Genomic DNA, 24,465 nt, shown 5'->3' with positions numbered 1-24,465 from the left:
GCTTTTCTTTTGGTGGTTTGCAGCCTACCTGTCTCAAACATTTTGAAGGGCAAGGAGCCGCACCATGGCCGGTTACGACTACGATCTTTTCGTCATCGGCGGCGGCTCCGGCGGGGTGAGGGCGGCGCGCATGGCGGCGGCACTCGGCAAGCGCGTCGGCATTGCCGAGGAATACCGTTTTGGCGGCACCTGCGTCATTCGCGGCTGCGTGCCGAAGAAGCTCTATGTCTATGCCTCGCAATTTCCCGAACATTTTGCCGACGCCGCAGGTTATGGCTGGACCGTGCCGCAGGCGAGCTTCGACTGGCAGACATTGGTTGCCAACAAGGATCGCGAGATCAGCCGGCTGGAAGCCATCTACAGGAAGAATGTCCAAGGTGCCGGCGGCGAGACGTTTCAGTCGCGCGCCATGCTGGTCGATCCGCATGTGGTGCATCTTCTCGGCGACGACCGCACCGTCACCGCCGACCAGATTCTCATCGCCACCGGCGGCCGCCCAGCGCCGCACCCGGCTCTGCCCGGCCACGAGCACTGCATCTTTTCCAACGAGGCCTTCGACCTCAAGGAATTACCGAACGCGATCATGATCGAGGGCGGTGGCTATATTGCCGTCGAATTCGCGAACATCTTTCACGGCCTCGGCGTCGACACAACGCTGGTCTATCGCGGCAAGGAGATTCTCTCGCGCTTCGATATGGATCTCAGGCGCATGCTGCACGAGACGATGGAAAAGAAGGGGATAAAAATCCTCTGCCATGCCGTATCCGAATGGATCAGGAAGCGCCCGGACGGTCGCCTCGATGCTGTCGTCACCGGCGGCAAGATACTGACGGTCGATCAGGTCATGCTCGCCATCGGGCGTCTTCCCAATACCGAAAACATGGGTCTTGAGGGCGTCGGCATCGAGATGACCAAGACCGGCGCTATCAATGTCGACCAATATTCGCGCACCAACATCGACAACATCTGGGCGATCGGCGACGTCACCAACCGCGTGCAATTGACGCCGGTGGCGATCCACGAGGCGATGTGTTTCGTCGAGACCGCCTTCAAGGGCAACCCGACCGCGCCCGACCATGATACAATCGCCACCGCGGTCTTTTCGCAGCCCGAGATCGGCACGGTCGGCCTGTCGGAAGACGAGGCGATAAAACGTTTTTCCGATATTGAGATCTACCGCGCCACCTTCCGGCCGATGCGGCACACGCTGTCGGGCCGCGACGAAAAAATGCTGATGAAGCTGGTGGTCGACGGCGCCTCGAAAAAAGTGCTCGGCGCCCATATCCTTGGGCCGGATGCCGGCGAGATGGCGCAGCTTCTCGGCATTCCGCTGAAGGCGGGGCTGACCAAGGATGATTTCGATCGCACGATGGCCGTGCATCCGACCGCAGCGGAAGAACTCGTCACCATGTACAAGCCGACCTACCGGGTGAAGGACGGCGAGCGCGTCTGACGTTTTGCTTTCGCCCGGACGGAACAGCCGCCGATGTCCTCAAGCTCCTCGAAACACTGCCAACCTGGGGGCGAGCCGGTGATCCGCCCCGACACTGCCGGCTGCAGCGGGCAGGGCAGGATCACCAGCGACACTGGGCAGCGATGTTGTGTCGCCGCTATTTCTGCCTGATGCGGCGAGGGAAGCGCAGCCATCTTTCCTCGACCGGCCTTGGGTGCTCGAGGATGGTGGTGAGCTCGACCGGCAGGCTCGGCGCCAGCGGCTTTTTGGTCGCGACGCCATCCGCGATGGCAACGATGCTGTGGTAGAATTCGGCGCCTGAAAGCGACCTTGGCGGCACGGCCTCGTGCATGATCGAGATCACCGTGACGTCTGGACAATTGTCCTTGATTGCCTGATGGAAGGCGATCTTCCCTTCGGGGTCGAGCGCGCCGGTCGCTTCGTCGAGAAACAGCAGCCCAGGCTGCTGCAGCACGATACGAGCGACAACCAGCTTCTGTTTCTGGCCGCCCGAAAGCACCTGGTCCCAGTTCATGCCCTCGCGGCTTTCATCGGCCATGTGTTCGATGAAATCGCCAAGGCCCGCTCTGTGCAAAGCCGATGCAACCTGCGTGTCGGTGTAATCGCGCTCTGAGCCGGGCAGGCAGACCAGTTGCTTCAGCGAGACCTGCTGCAGCTTGACCTCCTGGGCGGCATAGAAACTTTCGACCCCTTCCGGGAAGACTATGGTACCGCGGCCATAGGGCCACAAGCCGTTGATTGCCTTGATCAGCGATGTCTTGCCGCAACCCGATTCGCCCTTCAGGAACGTCCACTCACCGCGTCGGAAACGCAAATTCGCAGCGCTCAGGAAGGGCGTGGCGTCCTCGCCCTGATGGGTCAGCTCGAGCTTCTGGATGGTCAAGCCGAAAACCGGGTTCTGGCGATCATAGCGGAAATCGGAGCAGCCGGTGAGACTGTAGAATTCCTGCGGGTGCTGGACGTTTTCGATCGCGTTGGCGAGTTCGGTCACGCGTTGGCTGTTGGCCCGCAGAGCCGCAATGGAAGGCATGACATGGATGAACCACGAACACTGACTGATCAGCGAGTTGACCATCTCGGAGCCGGTTATGTAGCCCTTGAGATCGAAACGGTTGTGGATGTAGGGCACGAGGCCCGGCCCGTAGGCGACAATGCGGGCGCCGATGAAATTGTAGACCAGCTCGAACGAACGGTAGCTGGTGTTGACGATGTTCAGCCGCGCCCAAGTGCGGTCGATGTCGACATAAAGCCGGTCGTGCATCGTCTTTTGCACGTTCTCGCCCTGTGATGCGGCGACGTGGAAACTGCGACGCAGGAACGTCGTCAACTCGCCGCGATAACTGCCTTCGGACTGCTGCATCCGGATGTTGAGCCGCTCCAGCAGTCTGCCGAGCTTCACCGCGATCCAGGTGTTCAGCGGCACGTATATGGCGACCGCCAGGAAAGCCAAGACCGCGCTGCCATAGCTGCCGAGGAACTCCAGCCCTTTCACCTCCGCCGAGGTTTCAAGCAGTTTCCGGCCGACGAAATAAAGCGATGTGGCGACAGCCATGACCCCCATGGCGAGGCCGATGGCTCCGCCGGTCATGTCCTTGATCGATTCCTGGACGCGCTGGTCGATGTTGTCGGGAGCAGCAGTGCCGGACGAACCATGCTGGGCATGGAAGTGCGTGTGATTGGTGTCGAGAAGCGCTTCGTTGAAACGGCTGTCCAGCCAACCGCGCCATTTGCGATGCAGCGTTGCGGAAACAAAGGTGCGGATGCCGGTAAAGCCCGCGTCCTTGAGCACGACAAGAAGGATGAGCATGCCGGCATTGGTGAGCAGCGATGCGAGCGGCGTGGTGTTCGCGGCATCGTGGTAAAAGGCGATCGAGTTGACCAGTTCCCCGGATGCTTCGGCGAACCAGACGCCGGCTTTGCTGGAGAGCGCGGTAAACAGCGCGATGACCAGCGTCAGCGTCCAGGCCTCCACCCAGCGGTCCGAGAACCAGTAGGCCCGCATCAGTCCCCAGAAGCTGCGCATCGAGGAAACCGGTGTCAGGAGCGGCGGCCTTGCGGCACCGCGGAGCCATTTTTCCGATATTGAATGTCGCTCTGGTCTACCGACCCGAATCACAATCCCGCCCAAACCTCTTTTAGTTTTGTTACAGACAGTAACACCAATTGATCATTTTCCATTATCTTTTCTCGGTCTGTGGAGGATTGAACCCCTAGCCGTTGCCATTAAGCAACAGCGGCAGCGCCATGCGATGTCGTTCTCGAAGCAGATTATCTCTATAATTTCAATTAGTTGGTGGTTCATGCGGGCGGGCGCCAGCACCTTCCCCAAGGGAAAGCTTTTTGCACAGTTTTGTTAAGCAAGAGCGTGGTCGATCAGCCGATTTTTATGTCGCGGAAGACGAACGGACGCAAAGACGAGTCGTCATCATTGTTGCCATATCGACCCTGGCGGCAGCCGGAAAAGTGACCGGAGGGCGTTGGCTGCTGTGGCAATGTCGCCAAACGCGCCTATGGAATGGCGTCTATCAGTTCGCTTTCTCCAACTCGCCCCGCGCCTTGGCCGCCGCAACCTGGCGAATGGCGTCGGTGAGCGTGTCGGCGTCCTGCGCGCCCATCACCGCATACTTGCCCTCAAGCAGGAAGCACGGCACGCCCGTGATACCCATGCGCGAAGCGGTGGCGATTTCGGTGCGCACCGCCTCGACATCGGCGTCAGTCGGCAAAAGCGTCTCGACCACGGATGCATCCATGCCGGCCTCGCGGGCGGCGTTGATCAGAACGGCATGATCGCCGAGATTGGCGCCTTCCTCGAAATTCAATTGGAACAGACGTCGCACCAGCCGGTTCTGCATGACCTCGCCGGCGGCACCAGCCCAGCGGATGACGCGGTGCGCGTCCAGCGTGTTGGGCGCGACCTTGATGGCGGCGAAGGCGAAGTTGATCCCCTCGGCTTCGCCCAGTGGCTCGATGCGGGCGTGGATCTCGCGGACGCGTTCCTCGCTGCCGAACTTGGCCACCATGTATTCGCGGCGATCCTTGCCTTCAGGCGGGATGGTCGGGTCGAGCTGGAACGGCCGCCAGCGTATGTGCACGTCGACATCGCTTGCCGCGGCGATCGCCTTGTCGAGCCGCTTCTGGCCGATGAAGCACCACGGACAGACGACGTCGGAGACCACATCGACGGTAATCGACTTCTCGTCGCTCATCTTGATCTCCTGTTCCGAAGAGGTCACTTCGGCTTGCGCCACCATGTCGGCAGTCTATAGCCGGATATGGGAGTCTTTCGCGGATGTTCCAGATAGCTCCAGTAGGCGAGCCATTGCTGCGTGTTGTGCTGCATCGGAACCATGTAGTGGCCGGAGATCAGCAACCTGTCGAGGACCCGGACGGCGGCAACATAATCTTCGCGGCTGCGGGCGTCGAGCATCGCCTCTAGTGCGGCATCTATCGCCGGATCGGCGACGCCGGCAAGGTTGAATGACCCTTCGGCATTGGCGGCAGCTGATCCCCAGCGCCCGAACTGCTCAATGCCCGGCGACAGCGAGTTCTCGAAGCCGCTGGCGCCGATCAGCACATCGAAATCGAAACGTTGCTTGCGCGACTGGATTTGGTCGCCGTCAAGGCTGCGGATGGTGACAGCGATGCCGATCTTCGCCAGCGTGCGCTGGTAGATGGCGGCAAGGCGCTCCTCGTTCTGCGAGGCGGTCAGGATCTCGAAGCCGAAGGGTTTCCCCTCGGGATCGAGCATCACTCCATCCTGCAAGGTATGGCCTGCGCCCTTCAATATGTCGAAGGCAGCTTTCAGCACCTTGCGGTCCTGGCCCGAGCCGTCGGTGACGGGTGGCCGCCAAGTGCCGTCCATGACATCGGCTGGCACACGACCCGGGTAGGGTGCCAGAAGCGCCTTTTCCCTGTCGTCGGCCGGATGGCCGAGCGCGGAAAGCTCGGAATTCTGCCAATAGCTCATGGTGCGCATGTACTTACCGCCAAACAAGTTCTTGTTGGCCCATTCGAAGTCGTAGAGCATGCCGAGCGCGCGTCGAACGACCGGATTGGAAAACTTCTGCAGCCGTGTGTTGAACAGGAACCCCGTCACCACTGGCGGGATGCCGGTGTCGAACGTTTCGGCGATCACGTCGCCCTTGTGGAAGGCCGGGAAGTCGAGATCGCGCTCGCGCTTGACCGGATCGCTGTCGTCGTCGATGGCGCAGATGCCTTTCTTGAAAGCTTCCAGCTTGGCGTTGGCATTGAGGAAATATTCTATGGTGATCTGGTCGTAATTGTCGAAACCGCGCTTGGCGGGGATGTCCTTGCCCCAATAATTTGGGTTGCGCTTGAACACGATGCGCTGGCCAGGCGCCACGTGCGCCACGGTGTACGGGCCGCTGCCGATCACAGGTTTCAGCGTGGTCCTGTCGAAGGTCTCCTTGTCGAAAGCGTGCTTCGGTACGATTGGCGTCATCGCGATAACCAACGGAGTCTCGCGGTTGGCCTTGTCATTGAATGTAAAGCGCACGCTGTGGTCGCCGATTTTTTCGAGTCTGGCGACCATGCTCATACGGGCGCTGTAGGGTGGCCGGCCTTTCTCGGTAAAGACGTCGTAAGTGAACAGCACGTCTTCCGCAGTCATCGGTTGGCCATCAGACCACTTGGCCCTCGGATCGAGGTGGAATTCGATGCTCTTGCGCTCTGGATCCATGTCGGCAGTGTCGGCAAGCAGGCCATAAAGACTGAAGGCTTCATCGTCATTGCGCTGCATCAACGGCTCGAAGACGAGATTGCCGAAGATCCTATCGATCATGCCGCGTGCCGTCGTACGCAGGCTTTTCAGGATGAACGGGTTGAGATTGTCGAAGCTGCCGACGACGCAATAGGTGATGCTGCCGCCCTTCGGCGCATCGGGATTGACGTAGTTGAAATGCGTATAGTCGGCCGGCAGCGCCGGCTCGCCTTGCATGGCGATCGCGTGTTTCGGCTCCGATACAGCTGGCTGAAGCGAAAGTGTGATAAAAGAGATCGCGGCGATCAGCCAAACAAGAACGCGGCCCATGACCGTCTCCTTACTGGGTCGGCTTGATGATTCGGAGCGCACCCTAGCATGAGCCGGCCGCCTCCCGGTCAATCGCGCGTTCAAGAATTGCGAGTATCGGGCTGGATTCGGCACCGCTAGCGGTGTAACACGCCGTCCGAGTCATTCTGTTGCCTCATTTCGGCAACAGGTAGCTGGACCACACGGCGCGAAGAAGCCGGTCCTGGGATCATTTGAGAGGAAGTTCACGATATGACGAGCCTGAACAGCAACGCGTACCGCCTGTCGGTCCTGGCCGCCGGCGTGGTCGGCTTTCTGGGCGCACAACTTCCAGCAGCTCTTGCGCAGCAGCAACAGCAGATTCCGCAGGGTTGGTTCAAAGCCTGCACCAAGCAGGAAGACGTCGACATCTGCAATGTCCAGAACATCACCACTGCCGGTAACGGCCAGCTCGTCACCGGCGTCAGCCTGATCGAATTGAAGGGCAAGATAAACCGCAAGGTGTTCCAGGTGACGGTTCCGACCGGTCGCCTGGTTCCTCCCGGCATTGGCCTTCAAATCGATACCGGGAAGGCGCAGAAGCTCGATTATGTGATCTGCTTCCCCGACCGCTGCGTGGCGGAAGTGCCGCTGACCGACCAGCTCGTCGCCTCCTTCAAGAAGGGTTCGAACCTGACGCTGACCTCGGTCAATTTCCAGAACCAGCCGAACCCGATCAAGATCGCGCTGACCGGCTTCAGCGGCGCCTTCGACGGGCCGCCGCTGCAGCAGTCGGACATCGAGGATCGGCAGAAGAAGCTTCAGGATTTCGTTGCCAAGAACAATCAGGACTTCGCCAAGAAGCTCAAGGAAGAGCAGGACAAGGCGAAGACCGCCAACTGATCGCCCCTCGGGGCGAATAAGACAATTTCTCAAGCCAAGAAAAAAGCGGGGTCATGCCCCGCTTTTTTGTTCCGGCCGGCCATTTTTTGATCCCATCAGGCCCGCAATCCGTCAGGTCAATGTCTTGACTGGCGTCTCGGCTCGTAGCGGCCGTCCGGCCTCTTGTCGAACATCTCGCCGATCTCCGGATGCCGCACCGGTTCGCCAGACTGATCCTCGAGCAGGTTCTGCTCAGACACATAGGCGATGTATTCCGTTTCCGAATTCTCGGCGAGCAAATGGTAGAAGGGCTGGTCCTTGCGCGGCCGCACATCCGCGGGGATCGCCTCATACCATTCGTCGGTGTTGGCGAATTGCGGGTCGACATCAAAAATGATGCCGCGGAACGGAAACAGCCGGTGGCGAACCACCTGTCCGATCGAGAATTTGGCTGTTTTCATCATCGTACTCACCACTAAGTCCTAGGAGTGCCGCGCCCTTGGAATGCGCAAAGACTCTCTAAGACTTTGAATTTACGCATTACGCTTCAAAAAATCGAGCCCGACTTAGGGCTGATGCCTGACCCTCCTTGACGCAGACGCCGCATCAATTCAATGTCGAAGTGCCTGATCAATGCCGAAGCGCTTGACGGCACATCAAGCTACAGACCAGCCCGCCCGAGGGGCGTGCTACCGCCGGACTTGTTTCCTTAAGCCACCGGCGAGCGCGGTAAAACCACTGCCGGGCCGCAGCCCCTCGCGCATGAAAAAGGCGCGAAGCGGCGCGAATCCGCCGAGCACGCCGAGGCCGGCGCTGCGCGCGATCTGTGCCGGCAGCATGTCCGAGAGCAGCGACTTGTTGAGCAGGTTGACCGCGCCGCTGCGTGCCAGAATGTCGGGCCGCCGCCTGAAATCGTAAGCCGCGAGTGCCTTGACGGCACCTGGATCGGTTCTGTTTTCGCAAGCAATCCCAACAAGATCGTCGATATCCCTGATACCAAGATTGAGACCTTGCGCGCCGATCGGCGGGAACACATGGGCGGCTTCGCCGACAAGTGCCACCCGGTTGCGCGCGAAGAATCGGGGCGTCACGCCCGAAAGCGCGTAGATCTGCCGGCCGGGCTCGACAGACACCCGGCCCAGCATCGATTGCATCCGCTGTTCGACCCGCATCGAAAGCGTCGCATCGTCCAGCGCCACAAGTTCCTTCGCCGTTTCCGGTTCTACCACCCAGACAAGGCTGGACCGGTTGCCGGGCAGGGGAACCTGGGTGAACGGGCCGGTCTCGGTGTGGAATTCGGTCGAGGTGAAAGCGTGATCGCTGCGGTGGCCGAAATTGAGAACCAGTGCCGCCTGCGGATAGGACCGGGCGGATGTCGAGATGCCGGCAGCCTCGCGGGCCGGCGACAGACGCCCGTCGGCAGCGACCGCCAGCGATGCTGCAACCTCGCTGCCGTCAGACAGGATCGCACGGGCATGATCGGCGTCAAGGCGCCAGGTCGCCACCATCGCTTTTCGCCATTCGATGCTGGAATGTGCGGCTACGGCCCCGGCAAGTGCAGGGTTGAGCGCGCTGTTGGGTAAATTCAGCCCGAACTGCTGCTCGCCGATTTCACTGGCACGAAAAATGACCACCGGGCTGCGGATCAGCCGGTTGGTTGCATCGACTATGCGCATAACCTTCAGCGGTGCGGCCTTGGACCTCACCTCATCGAGGACGCCTAACCGCTCGAGGACCTTCAGGGCTGGGGTCATCAAAGCCGTCGTTCGGCCGTCTTGGCCATTTGCCTCAGGTCCGACGAGCGTCACGGGAAAGCCGGCATCCGCAAACCCAAGCGCTGCGATCAGCCCTGCCGGGCCACTGCCGGCAACCAGTATCCGTGCTGTTTGCTGATGGTCCAAGTTCGCTTCCGGATTGTGATGCGAGGCGGTCGGTCCGACCTGACAAGCATATAGGTCAGATCATACGGCTTGATCAACGCGGCGATTCGGCCCATTCGATTGCCATGATCGGCCAAGACCATGATTTCAGCCATCTCGATCGTGTCGGCCGCGCCATGGCGAGCGTCTCGCGCAATCCCCGACTGGCGGTGAACATATTTTTGGGCGCAGGCGTCCTCCTGGCCTGGCTGCTTCTCGGCGCCATGGCGATTCGCGGCGCCGAAAGCCGGGTTCCGGGCATCGATGCACCCGGCGACATGATGCTCAGATATCTGCCGCAGCTGCCGCTGCCGGGTTTTCTCGACCGCTTCTTCACTCTTTGTCTTGCACCCGCGCCGCTCGACGGAGGCGTTGGCGTGCAGGCCGGAGCGCTCATCGTCATGTGGTTCCTGATGGCGATCGCCACCATGCTGCCCTCGGTGGCGCCGATGATCCGCACCTATTGCGAGATTGCCGATACGGCGCGGATCAAGGGCGAGCCGGTCGTCCATCCGCTGGTCCTGGTCGCCGGTTACCTCGGCGTGTGGTTGGCCGCGTCGGCAGTGTTTGCAGCGCTGACGCTCATCGTCCACGCCTTCGCCTCACCTGTGAAGGTGCTCGATCCAGTGGTCGGAGCGACAGGAGCAGTCGCGCTTCTGGTCGCCGGCCTCTACCAGTTCAGCGGCCTGAAGGAAGCCTGCCTGACGAAATGCAAAAACCCGTTCTCGATCCTGTTTTCGAACTGGAGCGCGAGGCCCGGCCGCATTTTCCGGCTCGGCGTGGAGCAGGGCGTCTGGTGCCTCGGCTGCTGCTGGGCGCTGATGCTGGTGATGTTCGTGGTCGGTGTGATGAACGTGTTCTGGATGGCGCTGATCGGCCTGTTCACCTTGATCGAGAAACAGACGGCGGGCAGGCTGCCAACCCGGATCGCCGGTGCGATACTGCTTGTCTGGGCAGCCGCCCTGCTAGTAGTCTCGGCATAGGGAGAGAATTCGATGGCAGATCAAGCCTGGGCAATGAAGGGAGAGCTGGTGCTCTCCTGCAATTGCACGGTTTTTTGCCCTTGCGTGCTGTCTCTCGGCAGTCATCCGCCGACCGAGGGCTATTGTCAGACCTGGGCGGGGTTCCGCATCGATGCCGGCCATTTCGGCGACGTCGACCTGTCCGGCCTCAACCTTGGGTTGATCATGGAAATCCCCGGCTATATGAGCCGCGGCAACTGGACCGCCGGACTGTTCATCGACAAGCGCGCCTCAGTCTACGCGGTAAAGGCGTTGACCAGGATTTTCACCGGCAAGGCTGGCGGAACCACCTCGCTGCTCTCCATCCTGGTCGGAAAGTTCCTCGGCGTCGAGCAAGCGCCGGTCACCTATGAGACGCGCGACAGGACACGGATCTTCCAGATTCCGAAAATCATCGACGGGGCGGTGACGCCGATTGTCGGCAAGGACCGCGACAAGGATACGGTGATCAGCAATTCGGAATACTGGATCGCACCGGAAATCATCGTCGCCAGGTCCGACAAGAGCAAGATGCGGGCCTTCGGCCGCAACTGGAATTTTGCCGGCCGCTCGGCCGAAATCTGCAAGCTGGACTGGCGGGGCCCGTGAGCAAGAAAACAACGGCCAGGAAAATCACGGACAGGATCCCGAGGCCAAAGAAGAAAGTCACATGGCCGCAGGCGCGCGCGTTTTCGGTCCATCTGCTGACCGCGTCGGGCTCGTTCCTGGCGTTCCTGTCGCTGGTGGCGGCGAGCGAGCAGCGCTGGACGGCGATGTTCTGGTGGCTGGGACTGGCGCTGTTCGTCGATGGCATCGACGGGCCGATCGCCAGGAAACTCGAGGTCAAGGAAATCCTGCCGACATGGTCGGGCGAACTCCTCGACAACATCATCGACTACGTCACCTACGTGCTGATACCGGCCTTCGCGCTTTACCAGCGCGGCTTCATGGGTGAGGGCCTGTCGTTCCTGTCGGCCGCGATCATCGTCGTATCGAGCGCGATCTACTATGCCGACACCGGTATGAAGACCAAGGAAAACTTCTTCAAGGGGTTTCCGGTGGTCTGGAACATGGTGGTGTTCACGCTGTTCGTCATCGATCCGGGACAATGGGTTTCCTTCGCCGTGGTCGTGGTGGCCGGCATTCTGACCTTCGTGCCGATCAATTTCATCCACCCGGTGCGGGTGGTGCGGCTGCGCCCGATCAACCTTGGCATGACGCTGCTATGGTGCGCTTTCGGAGCGCTGGCGCTGGCGCAGGCAGCTCTTGCCGCCTTCTACGACCAGATCGGCGTCCTTGGCGAGCAGGTGAGTGTCTTCACCAAGATCGGCATCACGGTCACCGGACTTTACCTCGCATGCATCGGCGGTATCATGCAGCTCTTTCCAACGCTCGGCGCCAAGAAAACCTGATCCCAATAGAGTCTGGTCCCAAGAGAGCCTCATCAATGTCCAAAGCAATACGCATCCACGCCAATGGCGGTCCGGAGGTTCTGACCTATGAGGACGCTGATCCGGGCCAACCCGGCTCGGGACAAATCCTGGTCAAGCATACGGCGATCGGCCTCAATTTCATCGACGTCTATCATCGCTCCGGCCTTTATCCGCCGCCAGGCGGTTTCCCGCTGATCCCCGGCAGCGAGGCGGCCGGGGTGGTGGTGGAAGTCGGCGCGGATATCGACTGGCTGAAGCCGGGCGACCGCATCGCCTACGCCGTCACGACTGGCGCCTATGCCGAGCAGCGCGTGATCGCCGCCGACCACGTGGTGAGGGTGCCGGACGGCATCAGCGATGAGCAGGCGGCCGCCATGATGCTGAAAGGGATGACGGCGGAATATCTGCTGCGCCGTACCTTCAAGGTGAAGGCGGGCGACACGATCCTGTTTCACGCGGCGGCCGGGGGCGTCGGACTGATCCTCGGCCAATGGGCCAAGCACCTTGGCGCAACCGTGATCGGCACCGCCAGTTCCGCCGACAAGATCGAGCTCGCCAAGGCGCATGGCTTCGACCACGTCATCAACTATCGCGAGCAGGACTTCGTCGCCGGCGTCCTCGCCATCACCGGCGGCAAAAAGTGCGACGTCGTCTATGATTCGGTCGGCAACGACACCTTTCCGGCCTCGCTCGACTGCCTGAAGCCGCTCGGCATGTTCGCCAGCTTCGGTCAATCGTCAGGACCGGTCCCGCCGTTCAGCATGTCGTTGCTGGCGCAGAAAGGTTCGCTGTTTGCAACCAGGCCGACGCTGTTCGTCTACAACGCCAAGCGCGAAGACCTGGAGGCGTCCGCCGCCGCGCTGTTCGAAATCGTGCTCAGCGGCGCGGTCAAGATCAAGATCAACCAGCGCTACGCGCTCAAGGATGCCGGCAAGGCGCACTCAGATCTTGAAGGCCGCAGGACAACCGGGACCACCATTCTTATCCCTTGAGCCTTGCGATCGCTTAGAGCGGCGTGCGTCCACTTGGACGCACAAAGCACGCTCTAACATTTTGAATCTACGCATCGTGCTTTCCGAAAATCGATTTCGATTTTCGGGCCGATGCGTTAGGTTTCCGCTGAAATTCTTGAAGCTCTTTCAAGACGGGTGCCGCTTTGCGATGACAGCAGGCCGCGCATACCATGCCTGCGGGAACACAGAACATATCTGGCAAACCAGATGGGAGGCACTGTGAGTGCAAAACAGGACGACGCAAACCTGCTCGAGGTTCGTGGCCTTACCAAGACGTTCGGCACGCTGACAGCGTGCGACCATATCGATCTCAACGTCGCAAAAGGCGAAATCCACGCGTTGCTCGGCGAGAACGGCGCCGGCAAGTCGACGCTCGTCAAAATGCTGTTCGGAACATTGGAGCCCAATTCGGGCGAGATTTTCTGGAACGGTCAGGCGGTCACGATCACCAATCCCGGCTTTGCGAAGAAGCTCGGCATCGGCATGGTGTTCCAGCATTTTTCGTTGTTCGAGGCACTGACGGCGGCCGAGAACATCGCGTTGTCATTGGACGACGGTTCGCCGATCAGCACGATCGCCGCGAAGGCGAGGGCGCTTTCCTACAGCTACGGCCTGCCGCTCGACCCGCAGTCGCTGGTCGGCGATCTGTCGGTCGGTGAGCGCCAGCGTATCGAGATCATCCGCTGCCTCCTGCAGACGCCGCAGCTCATCATTCTCGACGAGCCGACTTCGGTGCTGACGCCGCAGGAAGCCGACAAGCTGTTCGAGACGCTCGAACGGTTGCGCTCGGAAGGAAAGTCCATCCTCTACATTTCGCACCGGCTGGAAGAGGTCAAGCGCATCTGCGACCGCGCCACCGTGCTGCGTCACGGCAAGGTGGTTGGCCATTGCAACCCGCGCAAGGAAACCGCGGCATCGCTGGCACGCATGATGGTCGGCAACGACGTGCAGGCCGTGGTGCGCGCGCCGGTTCAGGGTATCGAGAGGGCGCAGCCGCTGCTTGAAATTCGCGCACTCAGCCGCAGGCCGGCAACGCCGTTCTCGATCCCGCTCAGGAACATCAACCTGACGGTACGCGCCGGCGAAGTGATCGGCATTGCAGGCGTTGCCGGCAACGGCCAGGGCGAGTTCTTCGAATCCGTTTCCGGCGAGGTGCCGCAGCAGGATACCGCCTCGGTGCGCATCCGCGGCAAGGATGCCGGCGGCCTCAGCATCACCGGCAGGCGGCTGATGGGCGCTGCCTTCGTGCCGGAAGAGCGGCTCGGCCACGGTGCAGCACCCCGCATGAAGCTTTCGGAAAACCTGCTTCTGTCGCGCCATGCCACCGACGGCAAGGTGTTTGTCGGCGCCGGCGGAATGGTCAAAAGCGATGCGACCTATGCCGCTGCCCAGCGCATCATCAAGGCGATGGATGTGCGCAAGAGCGCTCCGGATCCGGAGGCGGCAGCGCTTTCAGGCGGCAATCTGCAGAAATTCATTGTCGGCCGCGAACTCGACCGCAGGCCAAGCGTCATGGTCGTCAATCAGCCGACATGGGGCGTCGACGCCGGTGCCGCCGCCCACATTCGCCAGACGCTGATCGAATTGGCGCGCAGCGGCTCGGCAGTGCTGGTCATTAGCCAGGACCTCGACGAATTGTTCGAGATATCCGACGCGATCGCGGTGATGCACAATGGCGAATTGTCGAAGCCTTTGCCGATCGCTGAGGCGACGTTCGAAAAGATAGGACTGCTGATGGGCGGGGCCGAGCCAGGTCACGCCGAACACGCTCTGGAGACGTCATGATGCGCCTCGAACTCGTCAAACGGCCACAGCGCTCGATGCTGTTCTCGGCGCTGTCGCCCTTCATTGCATTCGTGTTGACGATCATCGCCGGCGCCATCCTGTTCGCGCTGCTTGGCGTCAATCCGTTGAAGGCGTTCCAAATTTACTTCCTCGAGCCGGTCGGTCAGGTCTGGCAGCTGCATGAACTGGCGATCAAGGCGGCACCGCTCATCCTGATCGGGGTCGGCCTGTCGGTCTGCTACAAGGCCAACATCTGGAATATCGGCGCGGAAGGCCAATTCATCCTGGGCGGCATCGTCGGCTCGAGCATTCCGGTGCTGTTTCCGCAGTTTGAAGGGCCGCTGGTGCTGCCGCTGATGCTGCTGTTCGGCATGGTCGGCGGTGCCGCATACGCCGCCATTCCCGCCTTGCTCAAGACGCGCTTCAACACCAACGAGATCCTGACCAGCCTGATGCTGGTCTATGTCGCGCAGCTGTTCCTCGACTGGCTGGTGCGCGGGCCGTGGCGCGATCCGAAGGGTTTTAATTTCCCGCAGACGATACAGTTCAACGACTCGGCCATCCTCCCGGAACTGATGCCGGCCTCAGGCCGTGCCAATTGGGGTTTCGTGTTCGCGCTGGTCGCGGCGGTGCTGGTCTGGATCCTGATGAGCCGCATGCTGAAAGGCTTTGAGGTCCGCGTGCTCGGCTCAAGCCCCAGGGCAGGGCGCTTCGCCGGCTTCGGTATCAACCGGATGGTGTTCTTCGCCTTCATGCTGTCGGGTGCACTGGCCGGACTTGCCGGCATCTCGGAAGTCTCCGGCGCCATCGGCCAGCTGCAGCCGGTGATTTCACCCGGCTACGGCTTTGCCGCCATCATCGTGGCGTTCCTCGGCCGGCTCAATCCGCTAGGCATCGTCGCGGCGGGCCTGGTGCTGGCGCTGACCTATCTTGGCGGCGAAGCGGTGCAAAGCGCGCTCGGCATATCCGACAAGGTGGCGCGCGTGTTCCAGGGCATGCTCCTGTTCTTCGTGCTCGGCTGCGACACCCTCATTCACTACCGCATTCGTCTGATCGGCTTTGCCGCGCCGAAGCTTGAATCCGCGCCGAAGCTGGAGGAGGCCCGCTGATGGACATCACCGTCAACATTCTTTTGACCATCGCAACCGCGGCGACGCCTTTGCTGATCGCGGCGATCGGCGAGCTGGTGGTCGAACGTTCCGGCGTGCTCAATCTCGGTGTCGAAGGCATGATGATCATGGGGGCGGTCGGCGGTTTCGGCGCCGGCTATCTCACCGGATCGCCGTGGATCGGGTTGTTGGCGGCGATCGCCTTGGGTGCGGTGTTTTCGCTGCTGTTCGCCGTCATGACGCTGTCGCTGGCCACCAACCAGGTGGCGACCGGCCTGTCGCTGACATTGCTCGGCCTCGGGCTTTCCGGCATGATGGGCACCAGCTTTGTCGGCCAGCCCGGCGCGAGGCTGCCAAACCTCGACATTCCCGGCCTGACAGCGATCCCCGTTATAGGCAGGTTGTTGTTCGGCCAGGACCCGATCTTCTACATCTCAATCGCATTGACCACCGCTGTCATGTGGTTCCTGTTCAAAACCCGAACCGGCCTCACACTGCGCTCGATCGGCGACAGCCACACATCGGCCCATGCGCTTGGCATCCAGGTCATCCGCTACCGCTATCTGGCAGTGATTTTCGGCGGCGCCTGTGCAGGCCTTGCCGGGGGCCACCTGTCGCTGGTCTACACGCCGCAGTGGGTGGAGAACATGACCGCCGGGCGGGGCTGGATCGCGCTGGCGCTGGTCGTGTTCGCATCATGGCGGCCATGGCGGGTGCTGGCCGGCGCCTATATCTTCGGCGCGGTATGGATCGGCCAGCTTCATGCACAGGCTTTTGGCATTCCGGTTCCCTCGCAACTGCTTTCTTCGTTACCCTATCTGGCAACCATCGTGGTTCTCGTTCTAATCTCGCGCAACAAGCGTTTGACGATGATGAACACACCGGCTTCCTTGGGGCAGCCATTCGTTCCGGATCGTTGACAATAAAAGACAAACGGGAAGCTCCAAGGCTTAACTCAGAGAGGTAACACGATGAAAAAACTGCTTATTGCGCTGGTGGCCACGGCGGCGACATTGTCGCTGGCAGCGACCGCCGAAGCTCAGGAAAAGCTGAAAGCCTGCTGGGTCTACACCGGCCCGATAGGCGATTTCGGCTATTCGTATCAGCATGACCAGGGCCGCCTGGACGTAGAAAAGGCACTCGGCGACAAGGTCGAGACCGCATATCTGGAGAACGTCTCCGAGGGTCCCGATGCCGATCGTGCCTTCGAGCGCCTGGCGCGCGAGGGATGCAAGATCATTTTCGGCACGTCCTTCGGCTTCATGGACCCCGAAGTGAAGGTCGCCAAGAAGTTCCCCGACGTGATGTTCGAACACGCGACCGGCTACAAGACGGCCGAAAATCTCGGCATCTACAATGCGCGTTTCTACGAAGGCCGCTACATCCTCGGCCAGATCGCCGCCAAGCAATCGAAGTCGGGCGTCGCCGGCTACATCGTTTCGTTCCCGATTCCCGAGGTGGTGATGGGCATCAATTCCTTCATGCTCGGCGCCCAGTCAATCAAGCCGGATTTCAAGGCGAAGATCGTCTGGGTCAATTCATGGTTCGATCCGGGCAAGGAAGCCGATGCCGCCAAGGCTCTGTTCGACCAGGGCGCCGACATCATCGTCCAGCACACCGACTCGACCGCTCCCCTGCAAGTCGCCGAAGAGCGCGGGCTGCAGGGCTTCGGCCAGTCTTCGGACATGATCAAGTTCGCTCCCAAGGCACAGTTGACCTCGATCGTCGACGATTGGGGGCCGTATTATATCGGCCGGGTGAAGGCTGCACTCGACGGCACCTGGAAGCCCGGCAATGTCTGGCTGGGCATCAAGGATGGCGCCGTTAAGATGGCCCCTTACACCAACATGCCCGACGACGTGAAGGCGATGGCGGAAGCCACCGAGAAGAAGATTATCGACGGATGGAATCCTTTCACCGGGCCGATTGCCAAGCAGGACGGAACGCCGTGGCTGAAGGACGGCGAAGTCGCCGACGACGCGACACTGCTCGGCATGAACTTCTACGTCAAGGGCGTCGACGACAAGCTGCCGCAGTAAGCGCAAGCCTTGGCTCGGCCGGCTTTCGCCGGAACAGGAGCGGGCGCCTTTGGGCGCCCTCTTTTCACCTGCAGAGCTTCGAAGGTTAACCTGCCCGGCTGCGAATCCCACTCACGAAAGTTCAGCGGGCGACTATCGTGTGAACGCCCGTAGGCAGCCTGATACGATCCGATGTGGGAGCGAGCGCCGGGCGCCCATCCGTCATGATCTGCCATATCTCGACGGCGCCGCCAAGCGGCGCTTCCTCATTGCGGTAACGGTTCACGCCAACGAAGAGCTTTTGTCCCGTGCGATCAAAAGCGAGTCCTTGCGGCAGCACGCCTGCGAGCGGCCATTCGCCGTGCGGCGATAGCCGTCCTGTTTCAGAGTCCAGCTGATAGAGGCTGAGCGACGCCTGCTCCGTCCACTCGCGCGAGCCATCTGGCTTACCGGTGCCGCGAAGATTGGACGTGACAAGAAAGCGGCCGTCGGGGCTGAAGGCGATCGTCTCGGCGCCCCAGCCACCAAGCGCGATGCGAGGCACGGTGTGCCTTGCTGCGTCGCCCGTCGTCCCGACATCGGCAAGCCGGACTGTGGTGAGGATGCCCTCCTGAACGCCATAGAAACCAGCCGTATCGATTCCCCATTGAACATCGGAGGTGATGTAGTAGCGGCCGTCCGGCGAAAAGCGGCCGACAAAGGGGAACTTGTTCGTCTGGATGCGATTGCCCCAGGGACGAATAGCAGAAACCGCTCCGTCCTCTCCGCGCAGCACCTCGTAGAAGGCAACCTGACCACGGTCGATGAGATTGACCCCAACATACCGGCCGCTTGGATGCCACTGCACCCAGGTCGCCTTCAATGGAATGAAACCCGTTGACGGCTCAAGACCGAGACCGAAGCTGGATGCTTGGCCGAACCGACCCTCTTTGACCGGTACGAAAGTGAGTTCGTGTTCGGCGTCGGCAGTAATTGCGGCGATGAGATCGCCAGCAGGATTGAGATGGATCGCCTGCGGCTGGATTCCGATCCTCACGCTGTCGACCACCGCCGAGCGGCCGCCATCGAACTGGAGCGATCGGATCGTGTCGCCTTGCTGCAACTCGTCGAGGCGGGTCGCCCGTTCGGAGCGTTGACGGAAGGTTTCGGCGACGAAAACGAACTGGCCATCCAGGGAGACGTCTAGTGCTCCGGGCGGCCCGTAGGTCGAATTCGAAACCTCCGTCATCGCAACAGAGCGAGACCGCTCAGTCGGCGAGGTGATGATGGACAGCGTATCCCGATTGTGAGGATCTGGAGGCCCGAGCTCGCCCGTCTCGTAGACGGTCGGCACCATATCGACATCCGACAACGCGAAGACGGTCCCTCCGCGACTTTCGGCCGGCTGAGCGCTTGAGAGGTTCGGCATCAGGAATAGAACAATAGCAGCGAGAGAACAGCGTCGCATCGATGTCTCCATATCGATTGAAGGCGCCTATTTTCGGGGTTCGCTTTCAGTCGTCAAATCGATATTTGACATCTCAATATTCCTCTCAGTAATAAGACCTGGGAGGTCCAGCATGAATCTGGCTTCGATCGATCTGAACCTGCTTGTCGCCTTCGACGCTCTGCTCAGTGAAGGCAGCGTGAGCGCGGCGGCAGCCCGTATCGGGCTCAGCCAGCCGGCGATGAGCAAGCGCCTCGCCCATCTGCGTCGGCTTTTCGCCGATGATCTTTTCGTCCGTCATGCCGATGGCGTGCGGCCGACCGAAAAGGCGCTCGACCTCGCCGATCCGATCCGGGCCGCGCTACGCCAGATCCAGGATGCGCTGGGAGGGTTCGGCCAGTTCTCGCCGGAGCGATCGGGTCGCATCTTCAGGATCGCGACCACCGATCACATCGCGGCGACTTTAATGCCCGGACTGATGCCGGTGCTCCGTTCAGCGGCGCCGAGAATTTCGATCGTCCTGCGCAGCCTACACCGACAGGAAATCGTCGATTGTCTCGAGAAGGGCTCGATAGACCTTGCGATCACTATCCTGCCCGATGCGCCGACGACGATCAAACGTGCATCACTCTTCCACGTGAACTGGCTATCGATCGTCTCGGCCGAGCATCCTGAGATCCGCGACGCGATGACGCTCGAACTCTTTCTGAAGTATCCGCACTTGCTGGTCACTCATGTCGGCGACCTGAAGGGCTACGTTGATCGCCTTCTGGACGACCGCGGCCTGAAGCGGACCGTTGCAATGAGCCTGCCTTATGCGCTCGCCGTGCCGGCAATCATCGCCCAGACGGACATGATCTGCACCTTGTCGGCAAACGTGATCCGGCTGACGAATTGGCCGCGCGTGCGCTCTTTTCCGCTGCCCTTCGACTACTTCGGTTATCAGGAAACTTTGCTATGGCATCGGAGGAACGACAGCGATCCCGGTCACGCCTGGCTCAGGCGAATGCTTATCCGTGTAAGCGAAACAGTCACGTCTTAGAGCGCTTTGCGTTTTGGTCGAACCAAAACCGCGCTCTAACTCTCTATTTTAACGCATTTTGTCGGACGCCAAACGAAGACGTTTGGCTGCAAAATGCTCTAGCAGAAGGGGTCTTCCCCCCGCCGGCGATCAGACCGCCGAACCGTAGAGATCGTAGGCGTCGGCGCGGTCGATCTTGACCGTGACGATGTCGCCGGCGCGCAACGGGCGCCGCGACTGGATATGCACCGAGCCATCGATTTCGGGTGCGTCGTATTTGGTTCGGCCCTTCGCCGAGGTACCATGGGCCTCGTCAATCAGGACTGGCAGGCGCTTGCCGACCTTCCTTGCGAGCTGCGTCGCCGAGATCTTCTGCTGGCGCTGCATGAAGCGGTGCCAGCGCGCTTCCTTGATCTCCTGCGGTACCTGTTCGAGGCCGAGATCATTGGAGCGGGCGCCCCTGACCGGCTCGTATTTGAAACAGCCGGCGCGATCGATCTTGGCTTCGTCCAGCCAGTCGAGCAGCATCTCGAAATCGTCGTCCGTCTCGCCGGGAAAGCCGACGATGAAGGTGGAGCGGATGGCAAGATCCGGACAGATTTCGCGCCAGCCGCGAATGCGGTCGAGCGTCTTTTCGCCATGGGCGGGCCGGCGCATGTTCTTCAGCACCTGCGGCGAGGCGTGCTGGAACGGGATGTCCAGATAGGGAAGGATCTTTCCTTCGGCCATCAGCGGGATGACATCGGCGACATGCGGGTAGGGGTAGACGTAGTGCATGCGTACCCAGACGCCGAGCTTGCCGAGTTCCTCCGACAGATCGAGGAATTTCGCCCGCACTTCGCGATCGCCGAACATGCTGCTCTGGTACTTGATGTCGATGCCGTAGGCGCTGGTGTCCTGCGAAATGACCAGGATTTCCTTGACTCCGGCGTTGCCCAGTTTCTCGGCCTCGCGCAGCACGTCGGCCGCCGGCCGCGAGACGAGATCGCCGCGCAGCGCCGGGATGATGCAGAAGGTGCAGCGGTTGTTGCAGCCCTCCGAAATCTTGAGATAGGCATAGTGGCGCGGCGTGAGCTTGACGCCTTGCGGCGGCAACAGGTCGACATAGGGATCGTGGCTCGGGGGCGCGGCCTCATGCACTGCAGCCATCACGCTCTCGTAAGCCTGCGGACCGGTGATGGCGAGAACGTTGGGATGTTTTTCGCGGATGACGTCCGGTTCGGCGCCGAGACAGCCGGTGACGATGACCCTGCCGTTCTCCGAAAGGGCGGAGCCGATGGCATTGAGCGATTCATCGCGAGCCGAATCGAGAAAGCCGCAGGTGTTGACGACGACCAGATCGGCGCCGTCATGCTTGCGCGCGATCTCATAGCCCTCGGCGCGCAGGCGCGTGATGATGCGCTCCGAATCCACGAGGGCTTTCGGGCATCCAAGGCTGACGAAGCTGACGCGAGGAGCGGACATAAAGGTTTTCCGGCTTTTCGGGATTGGCGGCGCAGTACCACACTTATTGCGGCATTGGTATGGGCCCGCGGCAACCGCGACGAAACGCACGATGAATGTATCGGTGCCGACGGCGGAAGCGGCGGGACAGGCGGCGTTAGCTCACCGCGTTGTTCAGATGTGGCCAGACTTCCAGCGCGCCTCGATAGACCATATCGAGCGCGACATACAGGATGATCAGCAGGCCGATATAGGCAATCCAGCGGTGGCGGTGCAACAGCCTGGCGATAAAGCTCGCTGCCAGACCCATCAATGCAATCGACAGCACGAGGCCGATGATCAGCACGGAGAAATGGTCGCGTGCGGCACCAGCGACCGCCAGCACATTGTCGAGCGACATCGAAACGTCGGCGACGACGATCTGCAGTGCTGCCTGGCCAAGCGTCTTGCGCGGCGACTTGCCAGCCACGGCATTGTCCTTGTCGAGATCGGCATTCGCCAGCGCCTCGGTCGCTTCCAGCTCGTCGGCATGGGAGGTGCGCAGTTCGCGCCACATCTTCCAGCAAACCCACAAAAGCAGGATGCCACCAGCCAGCAGCAGACCGACGATCAAGAGCAGTTGAACGGTTACTGCTGCAAAACATATGCGCAGCACGGTCGCCGCCAGCACGCCAATGAGGATGGCTTTCTTGCGCTGTTCGGCCGGCAGGCCGGCCGCAGCGAGGCCGATGACGATGGCGTTGTCGCCTGCAAGTACGAGGTCGATGGCGATAACCTGGAGCAGGGCCGAGAAGCCTGCGGCGGTAAAAATTTCCATCGGCTGAAATTTCCTTGCTTGGTCGCCAATCGTTCGCGTGGAGTGCCCGGACGCCCTAACGTGTATGGTTCCCGCGCGTCAAGAGACACGCTTGAGGACAAGGCCGGCAAACTGCCCTGATCGCGGCGGAAATCGCCGGCAGCCGGTGAAGACCGCCATGATCGAGATACGTTAGTGCATGACCCCGGAAACCGGAACCGGTCTCCGAAAGGGATCATGGGCCGATGTCGCGGGCGCCGAAATTGTCGACGAGGTACCAAGCCGACCGCGGGTCTTGCAGATATCAGCGATCACGGTGCGGCCGGCGGAACCACAACAGGGGTTGAAGCGCGCCGCCATCGCAATAGATTTCGGGGACCGAAGAGTACGATGCCTTAGAAAGTGTTCCTCACAGGAGAGGCTCGTGACGTCTGACAACAACACACCCGTCCTTTCCGGGGCGCCAATCCTTTCCGGGGCGATTGGGGAATACCGCGAGTTCGATCTTCCGGCCGCACTCGAAGGGCATTTCCAGTGTGTCTGGTCCAATACATTGCGACCGGACGCGGGGAGCTTATCGGCCGTGGTGCCCGACGGCTGCGTCGACATCACCTGGATCGACGGCGAGCTGGTCGTAGCGGGCCCCGACGTGGCCGTTGCCCTTTCAACGCTGACACCCGGCTCTACCGTAATCGGCACCCGCTTTCGACCGGGTGCAGCAAGCCGGTGGCTCGGCCTGCCGATGTCGGAGATCGTTGGCGGCCGGGTGGCACTCAGCCACTTCTGGGGAGCGCTGGCGCGCGAAATCGCCCAGAGAATTGGCGATGCGTCCTCCACGGCGGAGCGGATGCGGGCGATGCAAGCGGCACTCTCCAGGCTTGCGCCCGATGTCGAGCCGCCGCCTCCGGACATGGGATTTGCCTTCAACGCGCTGAAAACGGAATCCGCCGGTCCGGGAATGGCGGTGATCCTCGACCGGCTCGACGTCAGCCCGCGAACGCTTCGCCGCCGCTGCCAGGAGGCTTTCGGCTATGGCCCGAAGACGCTCGACCGCATTCTCCGCTTCCAGCGGTTTCTGAACCTGGCGCGGCAGTCCGCCGAGCCGCGCCTAGCCGATCTTGCGTTCGAGGCGGGTTATTCCGACCAGGCGCATCTCACGCGCGAGGTGCGGCGCCTGTCGGGATTCTCGCCCGCGACGGTTCTGCGACAGCTCGGCGCCTGAGCTGGCCGTTTCGTTCAATACGCCACCGCCAACTCCGCCTAGTCTGCCTTCGTTGAAAGGAGGCAGATATGACGACCTACAAATCCCGCATCATCACCGTGTCCATCGACCGGGACTGGCGCGAAGTCTATGACTTCGCCTCCATCCCTGAGAATTTCCAGCGCTGGGCGGCAGGCCTCGGCAGGCGCTTCGAAAGATCGGGCGAAGAATGGACTGCGGAGGACCCCGACGGCCGGCTCATCCGCATCCGTTTCTCCCGGCCCAACGAACTCGGTGTCCTCGATCACATCGTCTTCGCCGAGGGCAAGGAAACCCGCAATGCGGTGCGCGTGGTTCCCAATGGGACCGGCTCGGAGGTCATGTTCGTGCTCTTGAGGACGCCGGACATGACGGAGGAGACATTTGCTGCCGACGCCGAAGCGGTGCAGCGCGACCTCAACACCCTGAAGGCAATGCTCGAACGCTGACCTTCCAAAGACCCCGAAAGGAGAAGATCATGGCCAAATCCAGCAACGACAAGCGCATCGACTATGTCGAGTTTTCCGTCGGCGACATCGCGCGTTCGCGCGGCTTCTACGGCAAGGCCTTCGGCTGGTCCTTCAAGGACTATGGGCCGAGCTATTGCGAGTTCAACGACGGCCGCCTGACCGGCGGCTTCGCTCTCGGTGGCCAGAGCAAGGCGGCAGGCGGGCCGCTGGTGATCCTCTATGCCGACAAGCTCGACGAGACCCAGCGCCGCATCGAGGAGGCCGGCGGGAAGATCGTCAAGCCCGCCTATTCCTTCCCGGGCGGCCGCCGCTTCCACTTTTCCGATCCGGACGGCTACGAGCTGGCGGTGTGGTCGGATAAGTGAAGAAGGTGAGGGGGCGCCGAGCCGAGCCCGGTGCCTCTTTCGAATGGTTGGGCGGGCCATCG

At 61.3% G+C, this 24,465-nt stretch carries 22 protein-coding genes; 14 read left to right on the top strand and 8 right to left on the bottom strand.

The features are described 5' to 3' along the window. The first annotated feature begins 64 nt into the window (after positions 1 to 64). A complete protein-coding gene (gene gor, locus AC0L3N_RS22355) occupies positions 65 to 1,453 on the top strand; it encodes a glutathione-disulfide reductase (protein WP_123151358.1) in 1,389 nt (462 codons plus the stop codon). 157 nt (positions 1,454 to 1,610) lie between these two features. On the opposite strand, the gene AC0L3N_RS22350 is transcribed toward gor, so the two are convergent. The 3 genes from AC0L3N_RS22350 to AC0L3N_RS22340 all read right to left on the bottom strand — a co-directional run bounded on the left by AC0L3N_RS22350 (position 1,611) and on the right by AC0L3N_RS22340 (position 6,524). Continuing rightward, on the bottom strand, positions 1,611 to 3,497 hold the full coding sequence (locus AC0L3N_RS22350) for an ABC transporter ATP-binding protein/permease (RefSeq protein WP_165848813.1): 1,887 nt from the start codon (positions 3,495 to 3,497) through the stop codon (positions 1,611 to 1,613). A gap of 502 nt (positions 3,498 to 3,999) precedes the next feature. Then, entirely contained in the window at positions 4,000 to 4,680 is a 681-nt protein-coding gene (locus AC0L3N_RS22345) for a DsbA family oxidoreductase (RefSeq protein ID WP_473549549.1), read from the bottom strand. A 23-nt stretch (positions 4,681 to 4,703) separates the two neighbouring features. Continuing rightward, positions 4,704 to 6,524: an extracellular solute-binding protein gene (locus AC0L3N_RS22340; RefSeq protein WP_473549548.1), complete on the bottom strand. Its 1,821-nt coding sequence runs from the start codon at positions 6,522 to 6,524 to the stop codon at positions 4,704 to 4,706. A 231-nt stretch (positions 6,525 to 6,755) separates the two neighbouring features. Between AC0L3N_RS22340 and AC0L3N_RS22335 the strand changes: the two genes are divergently transcribed. Further along, the gene (locus tag AC0L3N_RS22335) at positions 6,756 to 7,385 is read left to right on the top strand and encodes an invasion associated locus B family protein (RefSeq protein WP_127208993.1); all 630 of its coding nucleotides are present in this window, start codon (positions 6,756 to 6,758) and stop codon (positions 7,383 to 7,385) included. Positions 7,386 to 7,501: 116 nt separating this feature from the next. Here AC0L3N_RS22335 and hspQ read toward each other — a convergent pair whose 3' ends face one another. Then, a complete protein-coding gene (gene hspQ / locus AC0L3N_RS22330) occupies positions 7,502 to 7,825 on the bottom strand; it encodes a heat shock protein HspQ (protein ID WP_029352484.1) in 324 nt (107 codons plus the stop codon). 228 nt (positions 7,826 to 8,053) lie between these two features. Beyond that, on the bottom strand, positions 8,054 to 9,265 hold the full coding sequence (locus AC0L3N_RS22325; protein ID WP_473549547.1) for a UbiH/UbiF family hydroxylase: 1,212 nt from the start codon (positions 9,263 to 9,265) through the stop codon (positions 8,054 to 8,056). 104 nt (positions 9,266 to 9,369) lie between these two features. Between AC0L3N_RS22325 and AC0L3N_RS22320 the strand changes: the two genes are divergently transcribed. The 8 genes from AC0L3N_RS22320 (at position 9,370) to AC0L3N_RS22285 (ending at position 17,663) form a co-directional block, all read left to right on the top strand. Further along, entirely contained in the window at positions 9,370 to 10,266 is an 897-nt protein-coding gene (locus tag AC0L3N_RS22320) for a DUF2182 domain-containing protein (RefSeq protein WP_473549546.1), read from the top strand. A 12-nt stretch (positions 10,267 to 10,278) separates the two neighbouring features. Then, a complete protein-coding gene (locus AC0L3N_RS22315; protein ID WP_473549545.1) occupies positions 10,279 to 10,893 on the top strand; it encodes a DUF1326 domain-containing protein in 615 nt (204 codons plus the stop codon). 35 nt (positions 10,894 to 10,928) lie between these two features. Next, on the top strand, positions 10,929 to 11,696 hold the full coding sequence (gene pcsA, locus AC0L3N_RS22310) for a phosphatidylcholine synthase (protein ID WP_246684285.1): 768 nt from the start codon (positions 10,929 to 10,931) through the stop codon (positions 11,694 to 11,696). A 35-nt stretch (positions 11,697 to 11,731) separates the two neighbouring features. Continuing rightward, the gene (locus AC0L3N_RS22305; RefSeq protein ID WP_473549544.1) at positions 11,732 to 12,709 is read left to right on the top strand and encodes a quinone oxidoreductase family protein; all 978 of its coding nucleotides are present in this window, start codon (positions 11,732 to 11,734) and stop codon (positions 12,707 to 12,709) included. Between the two features lie 228 nt (positions 12,710 to 12,937). Then, the gene (locus AC0L3N_RS22300) at positions 12,938 to 14,515 is read left to right on the top strand and encodes an ABC transporter ATP-binding protein (RefSeq protein ID WP_473549543.1); all 1,578 of its coding nucleotides are present in this window, start codon (positions 12,938 to 12,940) and stop codon (positions 14,513 to 14,515) included. Continuing rightward, on the top strand, positions 14,512 to 15,624 hold the full coding sequence (locus AC0L3N_RS22295) for an ABC transporter permease (RefSeq protein ID WP_473549542.1): 1,113 nt from the start codon (positions 14,512 to 14,514) through the stop codon (positions 15,622 to 15,624). The genes AC0L3N_RS22300 and AC0L3N_RS22295 overlap by 4 nt, the downstream gene beginning before the upstream one ends. After that, positions 15,624 to 16,544, top strand: coding sequence for an ABC transporter permease (locus tag AC0L3N_RS22290; protein ID WP_473549541.1), 921 nt, complete (start codon positions 15,624 to 15,626; stop codon positions 16,542 to 16,544). Before AC0L3N_RS22295 ends, AC0L3N_RS22290 begins: the two co-directional genes overlap by 1 nt. A 51-nt stretch (positions 16,545 to 16,595) precedes the next feature. Next, complete coding sequence (locus AC0L3N_RS22285; RefSeq protein ID WP_473549540.1) at positions 16,596 to 17,663, top strand: BMP family ABC transporter substrate-binding protein; 1,068 nt, start codon at positions 16,596 to 16,598, stop codon at positions 17,661 to 17,663. A 121-nt stretch (positions 17,664 to 17,784) separates the two neighbouring features. Here the strand turns inward: AC0L3N_RS22285 and AC0L3N_RS22280 are convergent, their stop codons facing one another. Continuing rightward, positions 17,785 to 18,978, bottom strand: a complete 1,194-nt coding sequence (locus AC0L3N_RS22280) for a beta-propeller fold lactonase family protein (RefSeq protein WP_473549539.1) — start codon at positions 18,976 to 18,978, stop codon at positions 17,785 to 17,787. Positions 18,979 to 19,201: 223 nt separating this feature from the next. Here AC0L3N_RS22280 and AC0L3N_RS22275 point away from each other — a divergent pair, with 223 nt between their 5' ends. Further along, on the top strand, positions 19,202 to 20,110 hold the full coding sequence (locus AC0L3N_RS22275) for a LysR substrate-binding domain-containing protein (RefSeq protein WP_473549537.1): 909 nt from the start codon (positions 19,202 to 19,204) through the stop codon (positions 20,108 to 20,110). A 129-nt stretch (positions 20,111 to 20,239) separates the two neighbouring features. On the opposite strand, the gene rimO is transcribed toward AC0L3N_RS22275, so the two are convergent. Next, complete coding sequence (gene rimO / locus AC0L3N_RS22270; RefSeq protein ID WP_473549536.1) at positions 20,240 to 21,553, bottom strand: 30S ribosomal protein S12 methylthiotransferase RimO; 1,314 nt, start codon at positions 21,551 to 21,553, stop codon at positions 20,240 to 20,242. A gap of 136 nt (positions 21,554 to 21,689) precedes the next feature. Then, positions 21,690 to 22,349 carry a TerC family protein gene (locus AC0L3N_RS22265; protein WP_123151378.1) on the bottom strand — a complete coding sequence of 220 codons (660 nt, stop codon included), beginning with the start codon at positions 22,347 to 22,349 and terminating at the stop codon, positions 21,690 to 21,692. Between the two features lie 403 nt (positions 22,350 to 22,752). Here AC0L3N_RS22265 and AC0L3N_RS22260 point away from each other — a divergent pair, with 403 nt between their 5' ends. The 3 genes from AC0L3N_RS22260 to AC0L3N_RS22250 all read left to right on the top strand — a co-directional run bounded on the left by AC0L3N_RS22260 (position 22,753) and on the right by AC0L3N_RS22250 (position 24,403). Continuing rightward, on the top strand, positions 22,753 to 23,550 hold the full coding sequence (locus AC0L3N_RS22260; protein WP_473549535.1) for a helix-turn-helix domain-containing protein: 798 nt from the start codon (positions 22,753 to 22,755) through the stop codon (positions 23,548 to 23,550). Positions 23,551 to 23,618: 68 nt separating this feature from the next. Next, positions 23,619 to 24,017, top strand: a complete 399-nt coding sequence (locus AC0L3N_RS22255) for an SRPBCC family protein (RefSeq protein ID WP_473549534.1) — start codon at positions 23,619 to 23,621, stop codon at positions 24,015 to 24,017. Between the two features lie 29 nt (positions 24,018 to 24,046). Then, on the top strand, positions 24,047 to 24,403 hold the full coding sequence (locus AC0L3N_RS22250; protein WP_473549533.1) for a VOC family protein: 357 nt from the start codon (positions 24,047 to 24,049) through the stop codon (positions 24,401 to 24,403). Positions 24,404 to 24,465 lie beyond the last annotated feature (62 nt).

It is taken from the genome of Mesorhizobium sp. WSM4807 (assembly GCF_055811615.1).
The sequence above is the reverse complement of the archived record's forward strand: the minus strand, read 5'-3'. Positions and strand labels throughout refer to the sequence as shown.

Excerpts from the sequence above, each read along its gene's own strand:
- gor (WP_123151358.1), top strand. The coding sequence starts at position 65 with ATGGCCGGTTACGACTACGATCTTTTCGTCATCGGCGGCGGCTCCGGC.
- AC0L3N_RS22350 (WP_165848813.1), bottom strand. The coding sequence starts at position 3,497 with ATGCGCAGCTTCTGGGGACTGATGCGGGCCTACTGGTTCTCGGACCGC.
- AC0L3N_RS22345 (WP_473549549.1), bottom strand. The coding sequence starts at position 4,680 with ATGAGCGACGAGAAGTCGATTACCGTCGATGTGGTCTCCGACGTCGTC.
- AC0L3N_RS22340 (WP_473549548.1), bottom strand. The coding sequence starts at position 6,524 with ATGGGCCGCGTTCTTGTTTGGCTGATCGCCGCGATCTCTTTTATCACA.
- AC0L3N_RS22335 (WP_127208993.1), top strand. The coding sequence starts at position 6,756 with ATGACGAGCCTGAACAGCAACGCGTACCGCCTGTCGGTCCTGGCCGCC.
- hspQ (WP_029352484.1), bottom strand. The coding sequence starts at position 7,825 with ATGAAAACAGCCAAATTCTCGATCGGACAGGTGGTTCGCCACCGGCTG.
- AC0L3N_RS22320 (WP_473549546.1), top strand. The coding sequence starts at position 9,370 with ATGATCGGCCAAGACCATGATTTCAGCCATCTCGATCGTGTCGGCCGC.
- AC0L3N_RS22315 (WP_473549545.1), top strand. The coding sequence starts at position 10,279 with ATGGCAGATCAAGCCTGGGCAATGAAGGGAGAGCTGGTGCTCTCCTGC.
- AC0L3N_RS22305 (WP_473549544.1), top strand. The coding sequence starts at position 11,732 with ATGTCCAAAGCAATACGCATCCACGCCAATGGCGGTCCGGAGGTTCTG.
- AC0L3N_RS22300 (WP_473549543.1), top strand. The coding sequence starts at position 12,938 with ATGGGAGGCACTGTGAGTGCAAAACAGGACGACGCAAACCTGCTCGAG.
- AC0L3N_RS22295 (WP_473549542.1), top strand. The coding sequence starts at position 14,512 with ATGATGCGCCTCGAACTCGTCAAACGGCCACAGCGCTCGATGCTGTTC.
- AC0L3N_RS22290 (WP_473549541.1), top strand. The coding sequence starts at position 15,624 with ATGGACATCACCGTCAACATTCTTTTGACCATCGCAACCGCGGCGACG.
- AC0L3N_RS22285 (WP_473549540.1), top strand. The coding sequence starts at position 16,596 with ATGAAAAAACTGCTTATTGCGCTGGTGGCCACGGCGGCGACATTGTCG.
- AC0L3N_RS22280 (WP_473549539.1), bottom strand. The coding sequence starts at position 18,978 with ATGGTGCCGACCGTCTACGAGACGGGCGAGCTCGGGCCTCCAGATCCT.
- AC0L3N_RS22275 (WP_473549537.1), top strand. The coding sequence starts at position 19,202 with ATGAATCTGGCTTCGATCGATCTGAACCTGCTTGTCGCCTTCGACGCT.
- rimO (WP_473549536.1), bottom strand. The coding sequence starts at position 21,553 with ATGTCCGCTCCTCGCGTCAGCTTCGTCAGCCTTGGATGCCCGAAAGCC.
- AC0L3N_RS22265 (WP_123151378.1), bottom strand. The coding sequence starts at position 22,349 with ATGGAAATTTTTACCGCCGCAGGCTTCTCGGCCCTGCTCCAGGTTATC.
- AC0L3N_RS22255 (WP_473549534.1), top strand. The coding sequence starts at position 23,619 with ATGACGACCTACAAATCCCGCATCATCACCGTGTCCATCGACCGGGAC.
- AC0L3N_RS22250 (WP_473549533.1), top strand. The coding sequence starts at position 24,047 with ATGGCCAAATCCAGCAACGACAAGCGCATCGACTATGTCGAGTTTTCC.